General features: G+C 74.6%; 23 protein-coding genes. 9 read left to right on the top strand and 14 right to left on the bottom strand.

Annotated features, from left to right (window positions below; genetic code table 11):
• Positions 1 to 636: 636 nt before the first annotated feature.
• Positions 637 to 1,422: an SDR family NAD(P)-dependent oxidoreductase gene (locus F9B16_RS34735; RefSeq protein ID WP_225992211.1), complete on the top strand. Its 786-nt coding sequence runs from the start codon at positions 637 to 639 to the stop codon at positions 1,420 to 1,422.
• A 47-nt stretch (positions 1,423 to 1,469) separates the two neighbouring features.
• Here the strand turns inward: F9B16_RS34735 and F9B16_RS34730 are convergent, their stop codons facing one another.
• Complete coding sequence (locus F9B16_RS34730; RefSeq protein WP_151544461.1) at positions 1,470 to 2,108, bottom strand: PepSY domain-containing protein; 639 nt, start codon at positions 2,106 to 2,108, stop codon at positions 1,470 to 1,472.
• Positions 2,109 to 2,221: 113 nt separating this feature from the next.
• On the opposite strand from F9B16_RS34730, the gene F9B16_RS34725 reads away from it, so the two are divergent.
• Entirely contained in the window at positions 2,222 to 2,899 is a 678-nt protein-coding gene (locus F9B16_RS34725) for a response regulator transcription factor (RefSeq protein WP_151544460.1), read from the top strand.
• Positions 2,900 to 2,933: 34 nt separating this feature from the next.
• The gene (locus tag F9B16_RS34720) at positions 2,934 to 4,334 is read left to right on the top strand and encodes a HAMP domain-containing sensor histidine kinase (protein ID WP_225992210.1); all 1,401 of its coding nucleotides are present in this window, start codon (positions 2,934 to 2,936) and stop codon (positions 4,332 to 4,334) included.
• Here F9B16_RS34720 and F9B16_RS34715 read toward each other — a convergent pair.
• On the bottom strand, positions 4,327 to 5,703 hold the full coding sequence (locus tag F9B16_RS34715) for a GntP family permease (RefSeq protein ID WP_151544458.1): 1,377 nt from the start codon (positions 5,701 to 5,703) through the stop codon (positions 4,327 to 4,329). The two genes, F9B16_RS34720 and F9B16_RS34715, sit on opposite strands and share 8 nt — an antisense overlap.
• 167 nt (positions 5,704 to 5,870) lie before the next feature.
• Here F9B16_RS34715 and F9B16_RS34710 point away from each other — a divergent pair, with 167 nt between their 5' ends.
• Positions 5,871 to 6,692, top strand: a complete 822-nt coding sequence (locus F9B16_RS34710) for a FadR/GntR family transcriptional regulator (RefSeq protein WP_151544457.1) — start codon at positions 5,871 to 5,873, stop codon at positions 6,690 to 6,692.
• Positions 6,689 to 7,336, top strand: a complete 648-nt coding sequence (locus F9B16_RS34705) for a nitroreductase family protein (protein ID WP_151544456.1) — start codon at positions 6,689 to 6,691, stop codon at positions 7,334 to 7,336. Before F9B16_RS34710 ends, F9B16_RS34705 begins: the two co-directional genes overlap by 4 nt.
• Before the next feature lie 139 nt (positions 7,337 to 7,475).
• Here F9B16_RS34705 and F9B16_RS34700 read toward each other — a convergent pair whose 3' ends face one another.
• Positions 7,476 to 8,006 (bottom strand): hypothetical protein, encoded by a 531-nt coding sequence (locus F9B16_RS34700; protein ID WP_151544455.1) that lies wholly within the window; start codon positions 8,004 to 8,006, stop codon positions 7,476 to 7,478.
• Between the two features lie 223 nt (positions 8,007 to 8,229).
• On the opposite strand from F9B16_RS34700, the gene F9B16_RS34695 reads away from it, so the two are divergent.
• From F9B16_RS34695 to F9B16_RS34680, 4 genes are all read left to right on the top strand, one after another.
• Complete coding sequence (locus F9B16_RS34695; protein ID WP_151544454.1) at positions 8,230 to 9,087, top strand: helix-turn-helix domain-containing protein; 858 nt, start codon at positions 8,230 to 8,232, stop codon at positions 9,085 to 9,087.
• Positions 9,084 to 9,293 carry a DUF397 domain-containing protein gene (locus tag F9B16_RS34690; protein WP_192809139.1) on the top strand — a complete coding sequence of 70 codons (210 nt, stop codon included), beginning with the start codon at positions 9,084 to 9,086 and terminating at the stop codon, positions 9,291 to 9,293. Before F9B16_RS34695 ends, F9B16_RS34690 begins: the two co-directional genes overlap by 4 nt.
• Positions 9,294 to 9,381: 88 nt before the next feature.
• The gene (locus F9B16_RS34685; protein WP_151544453.1) at positions 9,382 to 10,215 is read left to right on the top strand and encodes an SAM-dependent methyltransferase; all 834 of its coding nucleotides are present in this window, start codon (positions 9,382 to 9,384) and stop codon (positions 10,213 to 10,215) included.
• 172 nt (positions 10,216 to 10,387) lie between these two features.
• On the top strand, positions 10,388 to 11,068 hold the full coding sequence (locus tag F9B16_RS34680; RefSeq protein ID WP_151544452.1) for a TetR/AcrR family transcriptional regulator: 681 nt from the start codon (positions 10,388 to 10,390) through the stop codon (positions 11,066 to 11,068).
• A 13-nt stretch (positions 11,069 to 11,081) separates the two neighbouring features.
• Here the strand turns inward: F9B16_RS34680 and F9B16_RS34675 are convergent, their stop codons facing one another.
• The 11 genes from F9B16_RS34675 to F9B16_RS34625 form a co-directional block, all read right to left on the bottom strand.
• Positions 11,082 to 12,491, bottom strand: a complete 1,410-nt coding sequence (locus F9B16_RS34675; protein WP_151544451.1) for an MFS transporter — start codon at positions 12,489 to 12,491, stop codon at positions 11,082 to 11,084.
• Positions 12,492 to 12,567: 76 nt separating this feature from the next.
• Entirely contained in the window at positions 12,568 to 12,909 is a 342-nt protein-coding gene (mnhG, locus tag F9B16_RS34670) for a monovalent cation/H(+) antiporter subunit G (RefSeq protein ID WP_151544450.1), read from the bottom strand.
• The gene (locus F9B16_RS34665) at positions 12,906 to 13,199 is read right to left on the bottom strand and encodes a monovalent cation/H+ antiporter complex subunit F (protein ID WP_151544449.1); all 294 of its coding nucleotides are present in this window, start codon (positions 13,197 to 13,199) and stop codon (positions 12,906 to 12,908) included. The genes mnhG and F9B16_RS34665 overlap by 4 nt, the downstream gene beginning before the upstream one ends.
• A complete protein-coding gene (locus F9B16_RS34660) occupies positions 13,196 to 13,753 on the bottom strand; it encodes a Na+/H+ antiporter subunit E (protein WP_151544448.1) in 558 nt (185 codons plus the stop codon). Before F9B16_RS34660 ends, F9B16_RS34665 begins: the two co-directional genes overlap by 4 nt.
• Positions 13,750 to 15,324, bottom strand: coding sequence for a Na+/H+ antiporter subunit D (locus F9B16_RS34655; protein WP_151544447.1), 1,575 nt, complete (start codon positions 15,322 to 15,324; stop codon positions 13,750 to 13,752). The genes F9B16_RS34660 and F9B16_RS34655 overlap by 4 nt, the downstream gene beginning before the upstream one ends.
• Positions 15,321 to 15,863, bottom strand: a complete 543-nt coding sequence (locus F9B16_RS34650; protein ID WP_151544446.1) for a Na(+)/H(+) antiporter subunit C — start codon at positions 15,861 to 15,863, stop codon at positions 15,321 to 15,323. The genes F9B16_RS34655 and F9B16_RS34650 overlap by 4 nt, the downstream gene beginning before the upstream one ends.
• Positions 15,863 to 18,688: a Na+/H+ antiporter subunit A gene (locus tag F9B16_RS34645; protein ID WP_151544445.1), complete on the bottom strand. Its 2,826-nt coding sequence runs from the start codon at positions 18,686 to 18,688 to the stop codon at positions 15,863 to 15,865. Before F9B16_RS34645 ends, F9B16_RS34650 begins: the two co-directional genes overlap by 1 nt.
• 145 nt (positions 18,689 to 18,833) lie before the next feature.
• Positions 18,834 to 20,279: an MFS transporter gene (locus F9B16_RS34640; protein WP_151544444.1), complete on the bottom strand. Its 1,446-nt coding sequence runs from the start codon at positions 20,277 to 20,279 to the stop codon at positions 18,834 to 18,836.
• A gap of 41 nt (positions 20,280 to 20,320) precedes the next feature.
• Positions 20,321 to 21,592, bottom strand: coding sequence for an oxygenase MpaB family protein (locus F9B16_RS34635; protein WP_151544443.1), 1,272 nt, complete (start codon positions 21,590 to 21,592; stop codon positions 20,321 to 20,323).
• Positions 21,593 to 21,665: 73 nt separating this feature from the next.
• Positions 21,666 to 22,619: a hypothetical protein gene (locus tag F9B16_RS34630; RefSeq protein WP_151544442.1), complete on the bottom strand. Its 954-nt coding sequence runs from the start codon at positions 22,617 to 22,619 to the stop codon at positions 21,666 to 21,668.
• Positions 22,620 to 22,731: 112 nt separating this feature from the next.
• A partial coding sequence (locus F9B16_RS34625) for a hydroxysqualene dehydroxylase (protein ID WP_151544441.1) occupies positions 22,732 to 24,421 on the bottom strand: 1,690 nt, incomplete at its 5' end.

Raw genomic sequence — 24,421 nt, 5'->3', positions numbered from 1 at the left:
TCCTCGACGGGGCCGTCCGGGGCCCGCACGTCGGCGCGGGCGTGCGGCGGCGCGACGCGGGGGCGCGGCACGGCCGCCCGCGCGCCCCGTTCGTCCGCTGGTTCCGGTATCGGCACCCCGATATCGGACACCCCCGGCGGCGGGACCCCTCCCGGATCGCCGTACCCGTCCGGTGCGCGGTGGCCGCGCATGCCTCCGGACGGGGGGCGCGGGTGCCCGCCCGGCTCGTCCTCCCACGCCATTCGCACCTCCGCCGTGGCGTTCGGGCCACCGGTCCGCCGGACATCGGCCGGATGGCGGCGCGGACCGCGATGCCACCGGCTTTCAGTTGTGACGCATCCCTTACCGAGAGGGTTCGTCAAATACTGGCAGTTATCTCGAGGAGCTTGTGAGTCCCCTGACACAGATGGGAAAAGTGGCCGCAATCGGCCGTAGATGACCGGTTTCGGGCTTCCGCGGGACGGACCAGGGGGCGCCGGTGGGCCGTTGCGGCGGGGGCGGGGGCGGGCGTCGAATGGAGGGATGACCAGGTTCCTGCGGATCGAGGACGACGTCGCCCGGACGCGCGCCCGCTTGACAATGAGTGAGTACTCACTCAAACTCGGAATGAGCGCACACTCAGCCAGGGAGGCTCCGATGTACCTCGAGCTCAACGGCAAGGTCGTCGTCATCACCGGCGGATCGCGCGGCATCGGCGCCGGCACCGCACGCGCGTTCGCCGCGGAGGGCGCCCGGGTCGCGGTGCTCGGCCGCGACCGCGACGCCCTGGAGGAGGTCGCCAAGGAGACCGGCGGCATCGGCGTCGTCGCCGACGTCACGAGCCTCGCCGCCATCGAGGACGCGCGCCGCCGCGTCGAGGCCGGCCTCGGGCCCGCCGACGTGCTGTGCGCCTTCGCCGGCGGCGGCATCGCCCGCCCCGGCCCGACCGCCGCCATGACCGAGGAGGAATGGCACTCGGTCGTCGACGGCAACCTCACCGCGACCTTCCTCACCCTGAAGAGCTTCCTGCCCGGCATGCAGGAGCGCGGCGCCGGCTCGATCGTCACGATGTCGTCGTCGGCGGGGCGGACGCCGTCGAACCTGCCGAGCGCGGGCGGCAGGGAGATGGGCAACCCGTGGGGCGCGCCCGTCGCCTACGAGGCGGCGAAGGCCGGCATCCAGGCGCTGACCAGGCACGTCGCCGCCGAGGTCGGCGGGCAGGGCGTCCGCGTCAACTGCGTCGCCCCCGCCGCGATCCGCACCGAGCGCACCGAGCGGTACATGCCGCCGGAGACGCAGGACCTCGTCGCCGCGACCCACCCGCTCGGCCGCATGGGCGAGCCCGGCGACGTCGCGTCCGCCGCCCTGTTCCTCGCCTCGGCCCAGTCGTCCTGGCTCACCGGCCTGACCCTCGACATCGCCGGCGGCAAGATCATGCTCTGAGACGCCGGGGGCGCCGCGCGCGGTGCGCGGCGCCCTCCGGGGCGGGGTCAGTCGTCGTCGTGGTCCTGGTCGCCGTGCTTGCCGTCGTCGTGCTTGCCGTCCTCGTGCTTGCCGTCGTCCTCCTTCTTGCCGTGGTCGTCGTGCTCGGCCTTGTTCTTCGTGACCGTGCCGCCGGTGCCGTCGACGAGCAGCTCGTGCTGGACGCCGTCCTTCCCGGCGATCTCGACCTCCCACGCGGGCTGAGCGCCCTCGTGCTCCAGCTCCACCGAGGTCACCGCCCCGGAGGCGGCCTTCAGCGCGGTCGCGGCGGCCTGCTGCGCGGTGACCTTGGTGTTCTTCAGCCCCTGCGCCTCGGCGGCGTCGGAGCCGCGGCCGGTCCGGTCGGCGGTGACCCTGGCGCTGGAGGCGTCGATCGTCACCTCGTGCCAGGCGCCGCCGCCGGTGAGGACGTCGATCTCCCAGGCGCCGTCGTCGAGGTCGGCCTCGCCGACGGTCCCGGGGACCGCCTTCAGCGCGGCGCCCATCGCCTGGTCGGCGGTGACGGCGGGGGCCTTCGCCGGACGGTCGTCGTCGCCGTGGCCCGCGGCGAGGGCGGTGCCGGCCGTCCCGGCGGCGACGGCCGCGGCGGCGATGCCGGCGACCAGCAGGCGCCGGCCGGTCGGGAACGTGCGGAAGTCGGGCTTCATCGTTCTCCCCGTCGGATGGAGTAGCGGACGTCCACCACCCTGCGGAACCGATGCTGAAGGGACGCTGAAGCTTCCTGAAGAGCGCTTCAGGCGCGTTCTGGCAGGCTGGGGGCATGAGGCTGCTGGTGGTCGAGGACGAGCGGCGGCTCGCGCGGTCGCTGGCCGGCGGGCTGGCCGCCGAGGGGTTCGCGGTGGACGTCGCGCACGACGGCGTCACCGGCCTGCACCGGGCGGCCGAGGGCGGCTACGACCTGGTCGTCCTGGACATCATGCTGCCCGGCCTGAACGGCTACCGGGTCTGCGCGGAGCTGCGCGCCGCCGGGTCCGAGGTGCCGATCCTCATGCTGACCGCCAAGGACGGCCCGTACGACGAGGCGGAGGGCCTGGACACCGGCGCCGACGACTACCTGACCAAGCCGTTCTCCTACGTGGTGCTGCTGGCCCGGATCCGCGCGCTGCTGCGCCGCCGGACGCGCGGCGGCGCGCCGGAGATCGTGCTCGGCGACCTGCGGGTGGACCCGGCGTCCCGCACGGTCCGGCGCGGCGGCGACGAGGTCGAGCTGACCGCGAAGGAGTTCGCCGTGCTGGAGCACCTGGCCGTGAACGCGGGCCGGGTGGTGCCGAAGACGGAGATCATCGAGAACGTGTGGAACTTCGCCTACGACGGCGACCCGAACATCGTCGAGGTCTACGTCAGCGCGCTGCGCCGCAAGCTGGACGCGCCGTTCGGCCGCCGGTCGATCACGACGGTGCGGGGCGCGGGCTACCGGCTGAGCACCGACGGCGGCTGACGTGCCGGGCTGGAGGAGGCGGCCGTTCGCGTCCGTGCGGTCGCGTGCGGCGCTCGCCGCGACGGCGGTGGTGGCGGTCGCGCTGGTCGCGGCCGGGCTGGCGGTGCTGCTTATCCTGAGGGGCAGCCTGGCCAGGCAGTCGGACCTGCAGGCGGAGGTCGTCGCGCGGGAGGTCGCGGCGCAGGTCGCGCTGGGGACGCCGGCGGCGCGGCTGGACCTGCCCGACTCCGAGGATCATCCGGTGCAGGTCGTCGACGAGCACGGCCGGGTCCTCGCGGTCACCAAGGACCTGGACGCGATCAGCGGTACCGGGTCGTCGTCGGTGACGCCGTCGGCGGCGCCCACGGGCAGGGACGACGATGACGACCACGACGACCACGGGAACGATCCGGGACGCGGCGAGGTCTCGACGGACGTCCGCTACACCGGCGGCCGCGCGACCGTCGACCACGACGCGGCCGACTACCGGTTCGCGGCGGTGGAGGCGACCCCGCCCACGGGCGGGACCGTCGTCGTCTACGCGGGGGCGCGGCTCGCCACGCAGGCCGTCGGGTCGGTGACCCGCGCGATGCTGCTGGGGCTTCCGCTGCTGCTGCTGGTGGTCGGCGGGGTGACGTGGCTGGTGACGCGCCGCGCGCTGCGTCCGGTGGAGGCGATCCGGGCGGAGATGGCGGCGATCACGTCGGCCGGCGACCTGGCGCGGCGGGTGCCGGTGCCGGGGTCGCGGGACGAGGTGGCGGGGCTGGCGGACACGACGAACCAGACGCTCGGCGCGCTGGAGCGGTCGGTGGAGCGGCAGCGCCGGTTCGTCGCGGACGCGTCGCACGAGCTGCGCAGCCCGCTCGCGTCGCTGCGCACCCAGCTGGAGGTCGCCGCCGCGCACCCGCACCTGCTGGACGTGGACGGGGCGGTGCAGGACGTCGTCCGGCTCCAGGACCTGGCGGCGGGCCTGCTGCTTCTCGCCCGGCTGGACGCGGGGGAGCGGCCCCGCCACGACCGGGTCGATCTCGGCGAGCTGGTCCGGGAGGAGGTGGCGCACCGCGCCGCGACCGGCCGGGTGCCGGTCGAGGTGACCGGGACTGGGACGTTCGAGGTGTTCGGCAGCGCCGCGCAGCTCGAACGGGTGCTCGGCAACCTGCTGGACAACGCGCAGCGGCACGCGGCGTCCTCGGTCCGCGTCGCGCTCGCCGCGGCCGGCGGGCGGGTGACGCTGCGGGTGACCGACGACGGCCCCGGCGTCCCGCCCGCCGACCGGGAGCGGATCTTCGAGCGGTTCGTCCGGCTGGACGACGCGCGCGCCCGCGACGAGGGCGGCGCGGGCCTCGGCCTCGCCATCGCCCGCGGCGTCGCCCGCGCGCACGGGGGCGGCCTGACCGCGGGCGAGGCGCCCGGCGGCGGCGCCGCGTTCGACCTGTGGCTGCCCGCCGCTAGATAGCGAGGTTCAGCGCGAGGACGAACACCAGGCCGCAGACCGAGATCACCGTCTCCATCAGCGACCACGACTTGATCGTCTGCCCGACGCTCAGCCCGAAGTACTCCTTCACCAGCCAGAACCCGGCGTCGTTGACGTGCGAGAAGAACAGCGAGCCGCTGCCGACGGCGAGGACCAGCAGCGAGGTGTCGCCGGTGCTCAGCCCGGTGACGAGCGGGGCGAGGATCCCGGACGCGGTGACGGTCGCGACGGTCGCCGACCCGGTCGCGAGCCGGATCAGCACCGCGACGAGCCAGCCGAGGACGAGCACGGACACCCCGCTGCCGTCCACCCAGTCCGCGATGGTCTTACCGATGCCGGTGTCGACGAGCGTCTGCTTGAAGCCGCCGCCCGCGGCGACGATCAGCAGCACGCCGGCGATCGGCGGCAGCGACCGCTCCAGCGTCGTGGTGATCGTCCGGCGGTCCATGCCGGCGCCGCGGCCGAGCGTGAACATCGCGACGACCACCGCGATGAGCAGCGCGATCAGCGGCGTGCCGAGGTTGTCGAGGACGGTGTAGGCCTCGGTGCCCTCGTCCAGCACGATGTCGGCGAACGCCTTGAGCAGCATCAGCACGACCGGCAGCAGCACGGTCGCCAGCGTGATCGCGAACGAGGGGCGGCGCCGGTCCTCCTCGTCGCCCTCCTCCTTGTCGGTGGTGAACAGCTCGGGCGGCGCGACGTCCACCCAGCGGGCGGCGAAGCGGGCCAGCACCGGGCCGGCGAGCGCGACGGTCGGGACGGCGACGAGCACGCCGAGGCCGAGGGTCACGCCGAGGTCGGCGTGCAGCGCGTCGATCGCGACGAGCGGCCCCGGGTGCGGCGGGACGAGCCCGTGCATCGCCGACAGCCCGGCCAGCGCCGGGACGCCGACCGCGATGATCGACTGCCCGGAGCGGCGCGCCACCAGGTAGATCACCGGCATCAGCAGCACGAGGCCGATCTCGAAGAACATCGGCAGCCCGATCAGCGCGCCGACCAGCGCCATCGCCCAGGGCAGCGCGCGCCGCCCGGACCGTCCGACGATGGTGTCGACGATCTGGTCGGCGCCGCCGGAGTCGGCGAGCAGCTTGCCGAACATCGCGCCGAGCGCGATCAGCGCGCCGACGCCGGACGCGGTGTCGCCGAAGCCCTTGCCGAAGCTCTTCACGGTGTCGGCCATCGGCAGCCCCGCGATGGCCCCGACCAGCAGCGAGCCGAGGGTGAGGCTGAGGAACGGGTGCACCTTCAGCCAGGTGATCAGTACGACGATCAGCGCGATGCCGGCCAGCGCGGCGGGCACCAGCCGTCCGCTGGACGCGTGCGGCGCCGCGGCCAGCACGATCGGGTGCATGTGCGGTCATCCTCCTCGGTGGCGGGCTGGGGAACCCCGGGGGTGGGGCGCGCCACCCCGCCGAGTGGACCTCATTAACCAGCCGTTATCAAGAGGTCGAGTCGAAAAAACATACCTTTGACATCCCGGTGTGCCTGCATCGACGCAATCGTGTGATGATTGACGCCATGGTGCGAGACAGCCAGGCCGGGTTGCACGGCAGCGTCGTCGACCGGCTCGGCGTGCAGATCACCTCCGGGGCCGCCCCGGCGGGCGAGGTGCTGCGGATCGAGCAGCTGGAGGCCCGGTTCGGGGTCTCCCGCTCGGTGGTCCGCGAGGCGATCCGGGTGCTGGAGTCGATGGGGATGGTGACGAGCCGCCGCCGCGTCGGCATCACGGTCGCGCCCCGGCACTGCTGGAACCTGTTCGACCCGCAGATCATCGCCTGGCGGCTCGACGGCCCGGGCCGCGGCGAGCAGCTCCGCGAGCTCGGCGAGCTGCGGCGCGGCCTCGAACCGGTCGCGGCGCACCTCGCGGCGCTCCGCGCGACGCCCGCCCAGTGCGGCACGCTCACCGGCGCCGTCATGCAGATGGCGGTACACGGCAAGTCCGGCGACCTGGAGGCCTACCTCGAGGCGGACGTCCTGTTCCACCGGACGCTGCTGGAGGCGTCCGGCAACGAGATGATGGGCGCGCTCAGCGGGGTCGTCGCCGCCGTCCTCGCCGGCCGCACCCACCACCACCTGATGCCCGCGCGCCCGGAGCCGGCCGCGATCCGCTGGCACGCCGAGGTCGCCCAGGCCGTCCAGGCGGGCGACGCCGCGGCCGCCGAGCGCGCGATGCGCGACATCGTCGACGAGGCGACCCGCGCCATGCTCGACCCCGCCGACGCCTCCGACCCCTCCGACGCCGCCGACCTCTCCGGCGCGTCCGGCGGCACGGACCTCTCCGGCGCGTCCGGCCCCTCCGGCGCCGCGCCGCCGCCCCCGCCGTCGATACTGGGATCATGACTCTTCCGCTGAGCCCGGACGAACTGCTGACCACCACCCGTACGGTGCGCAAGCGCCTCGACCTGGCCCGTCCCGTGCCGATGGACCTCGTCCGCGAGTGCCTGGAGATCGCCGTCCAGGCGCCGAGCGGCAGCAACCGGCAGGGCTGGCACTGGATCGTCGTCACCGACACCGAGAAGCGGAAGGCGATCGGCGAGTACTACCGGCGCTCGTTCGCCGCGTACGCCGCGGCGGGCGGCACGTCCGCGGGGCAGTACGCGGACGACCCGGACCGCGCGGAGGTGCAGCGCCGCGTCGGCGACAGCGCCTCCTACCTGGCCGAACGCATGGGGGACGTGCCGGTCCTGGTGATCCCGTGCCTGCGGCTGCACGGCGGGAAGCTGCCGGACGGCAACCAGGCCGGGCTGTGGGGGTCGCTGCTCCCGGCCGTGTGGAACTACGCGCTCGCGGCGCGCGCGCGAGGCCTCGGCACCGCGTGGACGACGCTGCACCTGGCGTACGAGCAGGAGGTCGCGGACGTCCTCGGGCTGCCGGCGGACGTACGGCAGGGCGCGCTCGTCCCCACCGCGTACTACACGGGCGACACGTTCCGCCCGGCGCCGCGCGTCCCGCTGGACGAGGTCCTGCACGTCGACGGCTGGTGATCCGGCGCCCCCGCGCGGGGCGGGCACCGGCGACCCCCCTCGGCCCGCCGGGAGCCTCGCCCCGCGGGGCGCGGGGCGTTCCCGCCGGTCCGTCCGGGGCACGGTGGGCCCGGTGCGGCGGGGCAGGGCGGCGGGGCCGTCAGCGGCCGGGACGCGCCGCCGGGTCCGGGTGGGCGCGGTGCCCGCGCAGGCGCCTGCGGACGTCGGCGAAGATCGCTTCGGAGATCGCGGTGGCGGCCTTCTCGGGGTCGGCGGCCGGGCAGAACGGCTGGAACCAGCGGGCGATCGGGCGGCCCCTGCGGTCGCGGCGGGGCCGCTGCCAGTGCCAGTAGAGGCGCTCCTGCGCGGCGGGCTCGTCGCCGGCCGGTCCGCCGGGGGGCGGCAGCAGCCAGACGGTGCGCCCGACGTACGGCTCGACCTGCACGCACTGCGCCGAGACCGCCATCGGCGACGGCTCGCTCTCCCAGGGGCCGGCCTCCCACGGGCCGGAGGTGCGCAGGCCGAGGGCGTGGAGGCGGGACATGAGCCGGCGCGCGTAGTCCTCCGCGTCGTCCGCGCGGCCGGGGCCGGCGTCCGCGCGGCCGGGGCCGGCGTCCGCGCGGCCGCCGGGCTCCCCTGCACGGCCGGCGGTGTCCGGCTGCGGGGGCCTGGCGGGTGCGGAGATCGTCATGCGGGCTCCCGGGGACCGGTGGCGGAGTCTGACAGCCAGGTCGCGCGACGCTGACTCCCTGCGAAAGACGGTCCTACGCGTGCAGCAGTGTGTCAAGCGCTTCATGTCAATTGACATGGCGTTGATCACGGAATGATCGTTCGCGCCGGAACCCGGTGGCGGCCGGCAAAAGCTGCATTATGCGGGTTGCATGGTGTGATGACCCAGGTGTAGACACGGGAGCATGACTCCGGGTGACGACGGGCCGGTGCTGTCGGGCTGGCTGCTCGGCAATGCGCTCGCGAATGCCCGCAAGGCGTCCGGTGAGTCGGTGACGTCGATCGCGCGCGATCTCGGCGTGCATCCGCAGACCGTGCGGCGGTGGGAGAACGCGGAGGTCACGCCCAGCGTGCTCGTCCTGCGGGGGCTGTGCGCGCATTACGGAGTCCCGTCCGACAAACAGGACGAACTAGAAGAATTGCGCGAACGGGCGAGCCGGCCGGGCTGGTGGAACGGCAGCGGCGACTGGCCCGACGCCACCGCCGAACTGCTCGGCATGGAGATGGCGGCCGTCCGAATTCGCGCTTGGGACCTGACCGCAATTCCGGGGCTCTTGCAGACGCCCGAATACGCCCGGCAGGTCATCCAGGCCGTCGACCCCAGCGTCTCGCCGCCCCGCGTCGACTCCGGCGTCGAGCTGCGGATGGGCCGGCAGGCCGAGGTGTTCGGCGGCGCCGTCCGCGAGGCCGTCTTCATGATCGACGAGAGCGCGCTGGCGCGGATGCCCGGCGGCCCGGCGCTGCGCCGCGCGCAGATCGCGCGGCTGCTCGTCCCGCCGCCCGCCGTGACCATCCAGGTGATGCCGTTCAGCGCCGGCCCGCACCCGGCGCTCGGCTCCTTCATGGCGTTCGACTTCGACTCGGAGGTCATCAGCGCGGGGGTGTTCGTCGAGGGCTCGGTGACCGGGCGCAGCCGGGTCGAGACCGGCGCGGCCGTCGCCCGCTACGAGCAGGTCTGGGCCTGGCTCCAGGCGAAGGCGCTGACCCCGAAACAGACGACGGAGTTCCTCGAGAAGATGATGGAAAGGATAGCCCCGCAATGACGAATCGTGATCTGATTGCCCCCGGAACCTGGCGGAAATCGTCGCGGTCGAACGCCGCGCAGGACGCCTGCGTGGAAGTCGGCGGCGGCGCCCGGGTCATCGGAGTCCGCGACACCAAGGACCGCGACGGCGGAACGCTGGTGTTCGGCAGCGAGACATGGCGCGCATTCGCCGCGCAGGTGAAGGCGGGCCGTTTCGACCTGTGAGCGCCTGAAGGCGGACGAAGGGCACCCGGCGGCCCTTGTGCCGGGTGTCCTTCTCCCCTTTTCCCCCGACCTCTGCCCAAGGAACACGATGGACACCTACCCCCACCCCAAGGGCGCATTGAAAAGCGGTCCCGGTGTCGCTTCGGCGGGACGCATTTACGACTACTTCCTCAACGGCCGGCACCACACACCGGCGGACGAGGAGGCCGCCCGAAAACTCCAGGAGAAGGTCCCGGAACTGCACTACATGGCGCAGGCCAACCGCATATTCCTGCAGCGCGCGGCGGGCGTCATCGCGCGCGCGGGCGTCGACCAGTTCATCGACCTCGGCTCCGGGATCCCGACGGCGTGGAACACCCATGAGGTCGTCCAGGTCGTCCACCCGGACGCGCGGGTCGTCTACGTCGACAACGACCCCGTCGTCCTGGACATGTCGCGGGACATGCTGCGCCGGAGCGGCGAGAGGAACGTCGCCTACGTCGACGCCGACATCGCCGACCCCGCGTCCGTCATCGACGACCCCGAGGTGCGGCGGCTCATCGACTTCTCCCGTCCCGTCGGCTACATGCACGTCGCCATCTGGCACTTCGTGAACCCCGAGCAGGACCCATGGTCGCTGCTGCGCCGCTACCTCGACGCGGTGCCGTCCGGGAGCTACCTCGCCCTGTCGCACGTCACCGCCGACGGGCAGCGCCCCGACAAGATCGAGCGGTTCAACGAGGTCTACCGGAACGTCACCGCCCGGCTGAACTTCCGCACGTTCGCGGAGATCGACCGGTTCTTCGACGGCTGGGAGTACCTCCCGCCGCACGAGGACGCCAAGCCCGGCCTGTCCTACGTCGACGTCTGGGGCAGCAAGAACCCGGCCGAGGTCGACCCGTCGCACACCTGGATCCCCGCCGGCGTGGCCCGCAAGCCCTGACCGAGAGCCCTGACCGCAAGCCCTGACCGCGAGCCCTGGCCCGACGGGCCGCCGGCATGGCACCGCCCCGGCCGCCTCCCGTAGCGACCCGGCCCCGTCCGAGCGGGGCCGAGGGGGGCCGAGGGGGGCGGTGTACGGGCACGTCAGGGCCGGGTGGACATAAGGTGAACGGGTGTCGGACTCATCGCCGCGCCGGCTGCCCAGGGGGCGCTCGGCGCTGTCACCCGAGGAAGTGGAACGCATCCAGCGGTCGCGGCTGTGCGCCGCGATGGCCGAGGTGATGGCCGAGAAGGGGTACGTCGCCACGTCGGTGGCGGACGTCCTCCAGCGGTCCGGGGTGTCGCGGCAGAGCTTCTACCAGGTGTTCGACAGCAAGCTCGACTGCTTCATGGCCGCCTTCGACGTCGCGCGGGAGCTGCTCGTGCAGCACCTGCTCGAGATGATCGGCGCGGACGAGGCGGGCCGCCCGACGGCGGGCGCCGGGGGCGCCGCGGGCGACGCGATGGACCGTTTCGAGCAGGGCTTCACCGCCTACCTGGAGGCGCTCGCCATCGAGCTGCCCTACACCCGGCTGTTCCTGATCGAGGTGTACGCCGCCGGGCCGGAGGCGATCCGGCGGCGCGCCGACCTGCAGAACATGATCACCGACGTGCTCGCCGACCTGCTCGGCGTGCGCGACGACGCGGGCCGCTTCACCTGCCGGATGATCGTCGCCGCGACCAGCACGCTGGTGACGAACGCGGTCGCCGACAACGACCTGGACGCGCTGCGCGCGGTCGGGCCGCCGCTCGTCCGGAACGTCCGGACGCTCTGGGAGGCCGGGGCGTTCAGGCACCGGCCGGTCCCGGGCTGACCCCTGCCGCGGGTCAGCGGCGGGCTCCGGCCATGTCGCGTTCCTCGGCGCCGCCGCGGACGCCGCGGGGGACCAACAGCGCGAGCAGCGCGCCGAGCGCGTACGCGGCGGCCGCGACGAGCATGGCGGTGCGCAGCCCGGCGGTGAAGTGCGAAGCGCCCCCGGCGACGAACGCGCCGAGCAGCGCGATGCCCACGGCGCCGCCGACCTGCCGCGCGGCGTTGAGCGTCCCGGCCGCGATGCCGGTGCGTCCCGGCGGCGCCCCCTCCACGACGGCCGCGGTCGCCGCGGGCATCGTGAACGAGATCCCGAACCCGGTCGCCATCATCGGCACCACGAGCGCCACGTACGGGATCGAGCGGGTCGCGATGGTGAGGGCGAGGAAACCGGCGGCGCCGGCCGCCATGCCCGCGACCATCGGGAGGCGCGGGCCGCCGCGCGCCGTCACCCGCCCGCCGAGCCACGACCCGAACGCGATGACGCCGGTCTGCGGCAGCAGCGCCAGGCCCGTCTGCAGCGGCGTGTAGCCGCGGACCTGCTGGAAGTAGAGGGTCAGGACGAACAGCTGCCCGTAGAAGCCGAGGTTCATCAGCCCGCCGACGGCCGTCGCCACGGTCAGCTCGCGGCTGCGGAACAGCGACGGCGGCAGCATCGGCGCCCGGACCCGCGTCTCGGTGACGGCGAACACCGCGGTCGCGGCGGCGAACAGCGCGAACCCGCCGACGACGAGCGGGTCGCCCCAGCCGGCGCGGCCCGCCCGCACCATCGCCGCGGTCAGCGACAGCAGCGCGACGGCGCCGGACACCTGGCCCGGCACGTCGAACCGTCCGCCGGTGCGGCCGGTGGCGCCGACGCGCACCCAGCGGGCCGTGAGCAGCATCCCGGCCGCGCCGACCGGGACGTTCACGAAGAAGATCCAGCGCCAGCCGAGCCCGGCCGTCAGCAGCCCGCCGAGCAGCGGCCCCGCCCCCGACGCGAACCCGCCGACCATCGCCCAGACGCCGATCGCGCGGGCCCGGCTGCGACGGTCCCCATAGCTGCCCTGCAGCAGCGCGAGTGACGACGGCACCAGCAGCGCGGCGCCGACGCCCTGCACGACGCGCGCGCCGACGAGGGCGTCCAGCCCGGTCGCGAACCCGCACGCGGCGGACGCCAGGACGAACAGCGCGAGGCCCGCCTGGAAGACCCGCCGGCCGCCGAACCGGTCGCCGAGCCAGCCCGCCGACAGCAGCAGCCCGGCGAACACCACCGTGTACCCGTCGACGACCCATTGCAGGCCGGACACCGACGCGCCGAACTCGCGGCCGAGGCGCGGCAGCGCGACGTTCACGATTGTCGCGTCCACGATCACCATGAACCAGCCGAAGCTGACCGCGATCAGCGGGCGCCATGCGAAGCCGCCCGTCCCGCCGCCGCCGCTCATGCCCGTCCTTCCGTGGATCCGTCGGCGCCTTGTGTAGCCGCACGCGCCGCCGCCAAACCGCCGGCCGCCGGGCGGTTCAGCCGTCGCCGGGCGGTTCGAGGGCGCGCTCCAGCTCGTCGACGTGCAGGAGGGCGCGGTCGACGTGGCCGGTGCGGAAGGCGGCGCGCCCGACCAGGTGCGCCGCGACGGGGACGGTGATGATCTGCAGGAGCGCGACCAGCGCCAGCGAGGTGAGCACCTCGATGGTCGGGAACCGGATCCCGACGCCGATCAGCACCAGCAGCAGCCCGACCGCCTGCGACTTCGTCGCGGCGTGCATCCGGGTGAACAGGTCGGGCAGCCGCAGCAGGCCGAGCCCGGCGCTGAGCGAGGCACCCGCGCCGAGCAGCAGGAACGCCGCCGTGAACGCCGTCCTCACGCGTCCGCCCCCTGCTCCGGCTCGTCCGGGCGGGGGACGTGGTGGGTGAGGAACCGGGCGACCGCGACCGAGCCGACGAACGCGACCAGCGACAGGGCGAGCAGCGTCGGCAGCACCCAGGTGTCGCCGCCGGCGACCGCGGACGCGCCGAGCCCCGCCATGATCACCGCGAGCAGGACGTCCAGCGCCATCGCCCGGTCGAGCATCGACGGGCCCCGCACGATCCGGACGAGCGTGCACGCGGCGGCGAGGAACAGCATCGCGGTCACCGCGTCCAGGACGACCGTCATGACCGGTCCTCCGCGAGGGCGCGCAGGTCGTCGCGGGTGCCGAAGGCGCGGACCGTCCGGCGTTCGAGAGCCTGCACGTCCCGCCGCGCCTTCGCCACGGCCGCGTCGTCGGCGGCGCCGAGGACGTGCAGGAACAGCGTCGCGTCGGAGTGCCGGACGTCCAGCACCAGCGTGCCGGGCGTCGCCGACAGCGAGATCGCCATGACGGTGAGGATCAGGTCGGAGCGGGTGCGCAGCGGCACCGCGATGACCGAGTTCCGCTTGGCCCGGCCCCGCCCGCCCGCCGCCTGCCAGGCCAGCGGTCCGGCGCTGTGCAGCAGGTCGGCGGCGGCGCGCAGCGCGAACGCGGCGAGCCCGAGGGGCCGCAGCCGCAGTTGCGGGCCGACCGGCGGGAGCGGGAACGCGAGCTGGAGCAGCACGGCGAGGACCAGCCCGGACAGCAGGTTCCCCACGGTCGGCCGGTCCCACAGCAGCATCCACACGACCGTCAGCCAGACGAGCGCGGGGAGCCGGATCGCGCGGCGGCGTCCGGCCCGGACGGTGAACTCCCTCAAGTGGCGCCTCCCGATGGGAACACGGCCCGCACGTAGGTCTGCGGGGTGAGCAGTTCGGCGGCGGCGCGCTCGCACAGCGCGTACAGCGGGCCGCCCGCTGCGGTGTAGGCGAGGCTCAGGACGACCAGCGCGGTGCTTCCGGCGACCATCGCGGCGGGCAGCCGCACAGCGCGCGCGCCCTGCGGCCGGTCGTCGCGCGGGTCGTCGCGCCGGCCCGCGCGCGGGTCGTTCGGCGGGTCGTCCGGTGGGGCGCTCCAGAACGCCTGGTTCCACACCTTCACCAGCGAGTACAGGGTGAGCAGGCTCGTCAGCACGGCGCCCGCGACGAGGACGTCCACGAGCGCCCCGCCCTGCGCGATCCCCGCCCGCAGCAGGCCGAGCTTGCCGAGGAACCCCGACAGCGGCGGGATACCGCCGAGGTTCATGGCCGGGACGAAGAACAGCGCGCCGACCAGCGGCGCGGTGCGCGCGAGCCCGCCGAGCCGGGCCAGCGACGTCGCGCCGCCGCGCCGGTCGATCAGCCCGGCGACGAGGAACAGCGTGGTCTGGATCGTGATGTGGTGCAGGACGTAGAAGACGGTCGCGGCGAGCCCGGCGGCCGAGCCCAGCGCCACCCCGAAGATCATGTAGCCGATATGGCTGACCAGCGTGAACGACAGCAGCCGCCGCACGTCGATCTGCACCATCGCGCCGAGCACCCCGGCGAGCATGCTCAGCAGCGCCGCGACCAGCAGCAGCCGGCGCAGGTGATCGCCGGGGAACAGCAGCGTCTCGGCCCGGATGACGCCGTACACGCCGATCTTGGTGAGCAGCCCGGCGAACACGGCGGTGACCGGGGTCGGCGCGGACGGGTAGGAGTCGGGCAGCCACATCGACAGCGGGAACACCGCCGCCTTCACCGCGAACGCCGCCAGCAGCGCCACCTCGGCGATCCGGGCGACGGGGCCGGGCAGCTCGGCGATCCGCCACGACAGCTGCGCCATGTTCACCGTGCCCGCCGCGGCGTACAGCACGGCGATCGCGACGAGGAACAGCATCGACGACAGCAGCGCGACGATGATGTAGGTCGTCCCGGCGCGGACGCGGGCCATGGTGCCGCCGAGCGTCACGAGCACGTAGCTGGCCATCAGCATCATCTCGAACCCGACGAACATGTTGAACAGGTCGCCGGCGAGGAACGCGTCGCAGACCCCGGCGGTCAGCAGCAGGTAGGACGGGTGGAACACCGACAGCGGCGTGTCCCGGTCGCGCTCGGCGACGTCCTGCCCGAACGCGTAGACCAGCACGCACAGGGTGACGGCGGACGACACGGCGAGCATCACCGCCGACAGCCGGTCGGCGACCAGCGTGATGCCGACCGGCGCGGGCCAGCCGCCGAGCCGCACCGCCTGCGGGCCGAACCGGTCGGCGCGGACCAGCAGCGCGACCGCGACCGCGAGCACCGCGGCGAGCGCGACGACGCTGATCGCGCGCTTCAGCAGCGGCCGCCGCGGCCCGATGAGGATCTTGACGCCGGCGGCCAGCACGGGCAGCAGCACGGGCAGCGGGACCAGCGCGTTCTCCGCGTTCACTGGCCGTCCCGCCGCCCGCCGCCGCGGGGCCGCCCGTCGCGCCTCCGGCCGTTCCCCCGCCGGCCGTCGCGGGGGACGCCGCCGGGGAAGTCGCTGTCGGGCTCCTCGCGGGCGCCGAGCTCGGACGGGTCGGCGACGGCGCGCCGCTCGCGCTCGGCGCGCAGCCCGACGTCGTCCTCGCTCTCGCGGCGCACCCGCAGGTCCTCGATGTCGTCGCGGACGTCGTCGTCGCCGCTGAGCCGCCCGCCGCGGTAGGCGATGGCCAGCACGAACGCGGCGGACGCCAGCGAGATCACGATCGCGGTGAGGATCATCGCCTGCGGCAGCGGGTCGCTGAGCGCCCGGTGCGGGCCGCCGCGGGAGGGGAGGATCGGCGCCGTGCCGGCCGGGCCGCCCGCGGTGAGGATCAGCAGGTTCACCCCGTTGCTGAGCACCAGCACGCCGACGACCAGCCGGGACAGGCTGCGCTCCAGCAGCAGCACGACGCCGGCGGCGACGAGCGTCCCGCCGGTCGCGGCGAGCACCAGCGACGGGCCCATCAGCCGGCCCCCTCCCCGGTGCGGCCCGCGGCGGTCTGCCGGTCGATCTCGGCGCCGAGCACGGTCAGCACGGTCAGGACGAGCCCGACGACGATCAGGTAGACGCCGATCTCGAACAGCAGCGACGTGACGGCGTGGACGTGCCCGAGCACCGGCAGGTGCACGTCCACGGACGCGCTCTGCAGCACCGCGTTCCCCCAGGCCAGGCCGCCGAGCGCGGTCCCGGCTGCGACGATCGCGCCGGTGCCGAGCAGCGCGCCCGCCGGGACCGGCGCCGCCTCGCGCAGCTCGAAGGGGCCGCCGGCGAGGTAGCGGACGGCGAGCGCGAGCCCCGCGACGATGCCGCCCGCGAACCCGCCGCCGGGCGCGGAGTGCGCGGTGAACAGCAGGAACAGCGAGTACAGCAGCACGGTGTGGAAGATCGTCCGGGCGACGACCTCGAACACGACGGAGCGCCGTTCGGCGGCGAGCGTGGACCCGGCGGCGAGCCAGCCGGCGGGCGGGGCGTCGTCCAGCGCGGTGATCTCCTCGACGCCCCACACGGTGGTGTCCGGGCCGGGCGGGGGCGGCGCCGACAGCGGCCGCCGCGCGAACACCATGCTGGTCACGCCGAGGGCGGCGAGCGCGATGACGACGCTCTCGCCGAGGGTGTCCCAGGCGCGCAGGTCGACGAGCGCGATCGCGACGATGTTGCCGCCGCCGGCGTCCCGGGCTGCGGCGGGGTAGGCGGCGGACACGGGCACCGCGTGGCGGGCCTGCGCGGCGAGCAGCGTGACGGCGGTCGCGGTGAGCCCGGCGAGCGCGCCGACCGCCAGGTGGACGGTGCGCTGCGCGGGGGAGCGGGTGGAGAACCGGGCGGGCAGCCGGCGCAGCACCAGCACGAAGACGATCAGGCTCGCGGTCTCGACGAGGAACTGGGTGAGGGCCAGGTCGGGGGCGCCTTGCAGGACGAACAGGGTGGAGACCCCGAACCCGGACGCGCCGGACAGCACGACGGTCTGGCCCCGGTCGCGGGCCCGGATCGCCGCGGCCGCCGCCGCGACGGTGAGGAGCGCGACGAGCGCCTGCGCGGGCGAGTCCCAGATCCGGTCGCTCAGCGGGTCCGGCCACGGCAGGCCCGTCACGACGGCGCCGCCGGCCAGGCCGACCGCGACGAGCAGGATGATCAGCAGGTAGTCGGGCAGCGATCCGCGCTGCACGGTCCCGGTGAGCTGCAGCGCGAACGTGTTGAGCCCGTGCATGAACCGCAGGTACACCTGTTCGGGCTCGAAGAGCTGGGGGACGCGCGCGATGCGCCGTCCGAGCGCGAACAGCGCGGCGCCCGCCGCCAGCGACACGGCGGTGAGCAGCAGCGGCACCCCGAACCCGTGCCACGCCGACAGGTGGTAGCCGCCGTGCCGCGTGACCGGGAACGGCGCGGCCTCCCGTCCGATCGGCGCGTTCAGTTGCGCGGCGAGCAGCCCGACGACGACGCCCGCCGCCGCGAGCAGCACCACCGGCGCCAGCAGCAGCACCCCGGGACGGTGGACCTCGCGCGGCGGGACGCCCTCCTTCCGCGCGAACGCGCCCCACAGGAACCGCAGGCTGTACGCGGCGGTCAGCGCCGAACCCACCGCGAGCAGGACGAGCAGCCCGGTGTCGCCGCCGAGGAACGCCTCGTACGCCGCCTCCTTCCCGGCGAACCCGAGCGTCGCCGGGACGCCCGCCATCGACGCCGCCGCCGCGATCGCCGCCCCGTACAGCACCGGCGTGCGGCGCCCGAGCCCGGACAGTTTCCGCAGGTCCCGCGTCCCCGTCGAATGGTCGACGACCCCGATCGCGAGGAACAGCGCCGACTTGAACAGGGCGTGCGCGAGCAGCACCGTGAACCCCGCGAGCGCCGCGACCCGGTTCCCCGCGCCGACCAGCACGGTCATGAACCCGAGCTGGCTGACCGTCCCGTACGCGAGCAGCAGCTTCAGGTCGTGCTCGCGCAGCGCCCGCCACCCGGCCAGCAGCATCGTCGCGACGCCGCAGCCCAGCACGATCGGGCGCCATCCGGGCGTCCCGGCGAACGCGGGCGCGAGCCGCGCCACCAGGTACACGCCCGCCTTCACCATCGCGGCGGCGTGCAGGAACGCGCTGACCGGCGTCGGCGCGGCCATCGCGCCCGGCAGCCACAGCCCGAACGGGACGAGCGCCGACTTCGACAGCGCGCCAACGAGGATTAGCATGACCGCCGCCGTCACCGCGCCGCCGCCGGGCGGCGCCGCGACGATCGCCGACAGCCGGTCGGTCCCGGCCGCCCGTCCCAGCAGGAGCAGCCCGACCAGCATCGCCAGCCCGCCGAACGTGGTGATGACGATCGCCTGCGTCGCCGCGCGCCGCGCGATGCCGCGCTCCGCGTCGTACCCGATGAGCAGGTACGACAGGACGGTCGTCAGCTCCCAGAACACGTACAGCAGGACGAGGTCGTCGGCCAGGACCAGCCCGAGCATCGCGGCCCCGAACCCGACCAGCTCCCCGGCGAACGCGCCGAGCTTCGGCTCGGCGCCGGTGAAGTAGCGGCCGCAGTACAGCACGATCAGCGCGCCGACGCCGCCGACGATGACCATCATCATCCAGGTCAGCGGGTCGGAGCGCAGGTACAGGTGGAGGCCGAGGCCCGGGATCCACGACCACGACTCGGTGCGCGGCGCGCCGCCGCGCAGCCACGGCCACGCCGCCCATCCGGCCGCCGCGGCGAGCACCGCCGCCAGCGGCGGGAACGCGCCCCGCCCGAGGACCCGCACGAGCACCGGCGCCGCCGCCGCGGCCGCGCAGTACGCGGCGAGCAACAGCAGCAATGAGGCCCCAGCAGGAATGGACGGCGAACCGGCGGTCACGCATGGTGATCGGATCGTGCTGGACCGTCACACTAGTGCTCCGGGCAGGCGCCGCCACGCTCTCCGGCCCGCCGACACGATTGCTTTACCCGCGCGTGCCGCCGGGTCAGGTGCTGAGGTCGGGCGGCGCCCCGCTGGGCCCGCCCTCCGGCCCGGGCAGCGGGACGCGGGCCGCGAACGGGACGCTCACCAGCGCGAACGCGGCGGCCAGCCCGAACGCGGCCAGCCAGCCCCCGCGCCCGGTGCCCACGAGGATGATCACGGCGGCGCTCGCCTGGCTGCCGAGCGACCCGCCGACCCGCCGGACCGTGCTGTTCACCGAGGTCGAGACGGCCGCGTGCTCCCGGTCCGCCTGCACGTTGACGAGCGTGCCGCTCGCGCTGATCGTCAGCCCGGCGCCGCAGCCGATGACGAACGCCGCCGCGAGGAACGCCGGACGCGACGACCCGCCGATCAGCCCGCACGCCGCCGTCCCCGCCGCGAGCGCGGCCATCCCCGCCGCGAGGGGGCGGCGGGGCGTCCCGCCCTTCTGCAGCGTCCGCGCGGCGGGCCCGCCGAGGATCTGCCCCACCGCCAGCGGCAGCAGGTACAGCCCGACCGTGCCCGTCCCGGCGCCGAAGCCCTCGCTGCCGTTCCCGACGAACTGCGGTACGAGGTAGAACGTCCCGAAGAGCGCGTAGCCGATCGCGACCGTGACCCCGTTCGTCCACACCTGCGCCGGGGACCGGAGCGTCCGCAGGTCGATCAGCGGTTCGGCCACCCGGTTCTCGCGGCGGAACCAGAGCAGGCCCGCGGCGAGCCCCGCCGCGATCAGCCCGCCCGGCACAGCCCACGCCGCCCCCTTCGACTGCGGCAGCAGCGTCAGGCCGACCAGGACCAGCGCGAGGACGCCGCTGAGCAGCAGCGCGCCCGGCACGTCCAGCGCCCCGCCCGACGGGCCCGGCCTGGACGGCACCCACCGCACCACCATCGGCATGGCCAGCGCCACCACGACGGCGCCCACCGCGAACACCAGGTGCCACGACACCGCCTCGGTCAGCGCCCCGGCCGTCGCGAAGCCCAGCGCCGTCCCGATGCCGAACGCGCCGGTCAGCACCCCGGTCGCCGACCCGACCCGGCCGGGCGGGAACTCCTCGCGGACGATCGACAGCGACAGCGGGAACACCGCGCCGCCGACGCCCTGCACCGCCCGCGCCGCGATCAGCACGACCGGTGCCGGCGCGGCGGCCGCCGCGATCGACCCGGCGAGGAAGAACCCGAGCCCGAGCAGCAGCATCGCGCGGCGCCCGTGCCGGTCGGCGAGCCGTCCGAGCACGGGCGCCGCGACCGTCGCGACCAGCAGGTAGCCGCTGAGCAGCCACGCGCCCCACGCCTGCGGGACGCCGAGCTCCTTCTCGATCAGCGGGATGACCGGGACGACCGCCGTCTGCTGGTAGGCGAACGCGACGTCCGCGAGCACGAGCGCGGCGAGCGCCCGGCGGTGCGTCCCCGGGCCTGGCGCGGTGTCCGGGCGTTCCACGGCGGCCCGGCCGCCGGTTCCGAGACGTCCCATCCCCGGGTACCTGCCCGCCGGGCCGTGATCAAACGGGCGCGTCAGGCGGCCCCCGGGCCGAGCGCCCGGCCGCCGCCGGCGGCGGGGGAGCGGAGCGCGTCGTGGCGGCCGTACGAGCGGTCGGCGCGCTGCTCGGCGACCATCCGCCGGATCAGCGCGGTCCGGCGGCGCTGCCCGGCCCGCTCGCTGAGCCGCGTCGCGCCCGGGACCAGCCGCCGGACGCTCTCCAGCGCGAACACGCCCGCGGCGGTGCCGAGGACGGCGGCGCGGTAGGCCCGGCTGTCGGGCGCGCCGAGGTGGTCGGCGTTGCGTTTGCCCAGGACGATGCGGCTGTAGGAGAACAGATAGTTCGTCAGGACGCGCCGCGCCGTGGGCGAGTCCTTCAGCGCGGGCGGGAGGAGCAGCGGTGCGGCGGCGTCCATGAGCGCGCGGCCCAGCCGCCGCGACGAGTCGTCCGGCAGGAACTCGGTCGCGGCCTCCAGCCAGAGCAGCCGCCACGCGTCCGCCTCGCTCGCCGGGACCAGGTCCGGATGGACGCCCATCAGGTGCCCGACGTACCGCCACAGGTGCAGCGCGGCGGCCCGGTCGGCGGCGGAGAACCGCAGCCCGAGCGCGCGCGAGCCGAGCAGCATGACCAGCGAGAACAGCAGCAGCGTCCCGGTCAGCTGCACCTGGTTGACCGGGAGGTCCCAGGCCTCGCGGTCCCAGTCCGCGCGGCGCGCCAGCGCGGCGCGGACCTGCGCGTGCATGATCCTCACCCGCAGCGTCTGCGTGAACCCGGCGTCGAAGCGCCCGAGCCCGCCCGGCGTGGTGACGTCCACCCACCAGCTCGCGGTCTCCGCCAGCCGCCGGGGCGCCATCGCGTCCAGCTCCCCGGTCCGCAGCAGCGTCTTGTTCGCGCGGGACGCGAGGTAGCCGCCGTACAGCGACGCGCACGGCATCACCACGGCGAGCCCGAGCAGCCCCGTCCGGCCGGCCACCCCGGCGCCGCGCCGCAGCAGGTCCGGGTCCAGCCAGTACGGGACGGTGTCGACCGAGGCGAAGAACTCCACCAGCTCGGGCGGCGGGTCGTCCAGTGTGCCGACGCCGTGCCGGAGCGCCTGCTCGAACAGCCGGCGGCCGGTGCCGCCGGGCAGCCGGGCCATCATCTCCGCCACCGCGTCGGCGAGCGGGTCGCCGGCGGCGGCGAACGCGCGGAACGCCTCCAGCTGCGCCGGCGTCGCCCGGATGTCGCCCGGGGCGAACAGCCGCAGCGCCAGGGCCCACGGGCGCCGGGTCATCCATCCCGGATGCGGCAGGCGATTCTCGGTCATGTCGTCCTCTCGGTTGCGGGCTCGGTCGCCGGCGTGGTGGCGGGTGTGGGCGCCGGGGTGGGCGCGGGCGCGGTCATCGGGCGTTCGGCGCGCGGTGCAGCCGGGCGGGGGACGGGCGGCGTTCGTGGTGCGGGACGGCCGCGATGGCCAGCACCGCCAGCGCGAGCGCGACGGCGAGTTCGGGCGCCGCGCCGTCCGGCCACGGCTCGTGGAAGAGCAGCGTGCCGACGAGCAGCAGGTACGTCTTGGCGGTCGCGGTGGCGACCAGCCCGACGATGACGAGCCGGCCGCGCTGCAGGGCGATCTGCAGCTGGCCGAGGGCGAGCGGCGCGGTGATCGCGAACAGGGCCGGGTAGGCGGCGGCGGCCGGCGTGAACGGGTGCCCGAGCCGCGCGGCGGTGCCCGTGAGCATCAGCTCGGCGGTGCCGGTGAGCAGCCCCACGTTGATGGCGAGCGCGACGCCGGTCAGCGGGCGGGCGTGCGCGCCCTTGCGGGCCAGGTCGGCGGCGAGGAACCCGGCGCACGGGACCAGCAGCGACAGCGCCGCGACGGTCCCGAGCAGCCACGGCGGGACGGCGGTGCCCGCCCCGGCGCCGGGCGCCGTGGCCGCCGAGGTGAGCACCACCGTCCCGCCGTGGCGGCCGGTTCCCGGCGCGCCGTCCACCGCGTCCGCGAACAGCGCCGTCGCGGCGGCGAGGACCAGCACGCAGCCCCATTCGCGGAGCGTGAGCCGCTCGCCCATGACCGGCACGGCCAGCACGATCAGCAGGCCGATCCCGGCGAGGAACATCGGTTCCGCCCGGACCAGGGTGAGGCCGGTCAGGGACGCGGCCTGGACGCACGCGCCGACGGCGACGACGGTGCCGCCGGCGAGCCAGGTCCGGTCGGCGAGCAGGGTGCGGGCGAGGTGGACGGGGCGGTCTCCGGCGAGCGGCGGCATGCCGGTGGCCGCGATCTTCAGGAAGGCGAGTCCGGTGAAGTAGATGCCGGTGGAGAGGGCGGCGAGGGCCTGGTACTGCGCTTGCATGGCAGAGCCTTCCGTGCCGCCCGCGGCCCGGCCGGTCGGCGCGCTGGACCGGGCCGCGGGCGGCGGCTCAGGGGGTGGGATCCGGTGGACCTCGGGGTCGGCGTCCCGGGCGTTACGGCTTGGCCGGGTCGTAGAGGTCGAAGGCGTTCGGCTGGCCGGCCTTGTAGCGCCGGTCATCGTCGTCGTAGAAGCCCTGGAACTCGTTGGGCAGGTACAGGTTGAAGATCTTGGCGGGGGTGCCGCCGGCGCCGGAGGCGTCGAGGATCGCGTTGGCGGCCTTGCGGCCGGCGGTGTTGGCGCCCTCCATCGTCGCGAGGTTGATGTCGGCGCGGACGTAGTCGGAGGCGAGGAACAGGTTCGGCAACCCGGTGGCGGCCTCCGGCCGGTGGTTCCACGACCCCGGCTTGTTGATCATCAGCGGCTCGTCGTTGGCGACCTGCGAGGTGCCGTTGCCGGTGATGGCGGGGTCGATGTAGTAGGAGTGGATGTTGGCGTCGTTGAGCACGACCCCGCCCCACGGGATCGCCCGGCGCAGCTGCTCCTTGACCTCGTTGAAGATCTGGTCGGACGTGCATTCGCGGGCGGTCTTGCCGTACAGGACGCCCTTGGTGTCCCAGGACGACAGGTCGATCGACAGGCAGTCGTTGACCTCGCCGTTGCCGTACGTCGAGCCGAACTTCTTCTTCCAGAACTGGCCCTGGTTGATGGAGGTCAGCGCCCACGGCTGGCCGGCGTAGGCGACGTGCCCCTTGGCCAGGTTGATCGGCCGGCGAAGGTAGATCATGATGCCGTTCATCCAGTCGGTGGTGATCTGCGCCAGGTTCTTCAGGTTCGGGTCGGCGGCCAGGATCTGGTCGTTGAGCAGCGGGACGGCCCGCTCGACGGGGACGGCGAGGACGTAGTAGTCGGCGTCCACGCCGGTGGTGCCGCCGCTGCCGGTGACCTGCGCGCCGCTGATCTGCTTGTCGGCGACGTCCAGGCGGGTGAGGGTGGCGTCGGACTGGAACTTGACGCCGAGCGACTTGAGGTAGGCGACCCACGGGTCGATGAGCGCCTCGTTGGTGGGGGCGTTGAGGAGCCGGTCGGGGGCCTTGTACCCGCCGAGTCCGAGCGTGCTGTAGACCCACGCCTCGGCCATCAGCCCCATGGTGTGCGCGTTGGCCTTGTCGGGCTTGGCGGCGACGAGCGTGCCGGTGAACAGCTGCACCAGCATCTCGTTGTAGGGCTTGTCCATCTTCTCGGCGTGGACCATCTCCGAGAAGCTCATGTTCTCCCACTGGTTGTACCTGCGCAGCGGGCCGCTGGTGACGAACGCGATCATCTTCTGCAGGAAGTAGGCGACCTCCCATGCCTGGACGGTGCCGAGCAGGTTGAGCCCGGTGGACAGGAAGGTCAGCAGCGAGTCGGGGCTGAGCGTCCCCTCGATGGTGCCGCGCGCGGGCAGCACCAGCTTGGTGCCGTTGTAGAACGCGGCGACCTCGGTGCCGGCGACGAGGTTGTCGAACGCCTTGCCGCCGCCGGGCAGCGGGATCCGGCTCATGGTGTCGGGCAGGTTCTGGTAGAAGCCGGGGAAGAACCGGAACCCGTGCTCGGCCGGCAGGTCCTGGCGCCCTCCGCTCCCGGTGTTCGGGACGGGCATGCTGCGGCACTTGCCGCCCCACGCCTTCCGCTCGTAGACGGTGACGTCGAACCCGCGCTCGGCGAGCTCGTGGGCGGTGGACAGGCCGCCCATCCCGCCGCCGAAGATCGCGACGCGGCGGCCGGCCCGGGCGGCGCGCGCGGTGCGGGGGGCGCGGCGAGCG

Origin of the sequence: Actinomadura montaniterrae, assembly GCF_008923365.1 — a bacterium.
Lineage (GTDB): Bacteria > Actinomycetota > Actinomycetes > Streptosporangiales > Streptosporangiaceae > Spirillospora > Spirillospora montaniterrae.
This window is presented reverse-complemented; position numbering and strand designations above follow the sequence as displayed.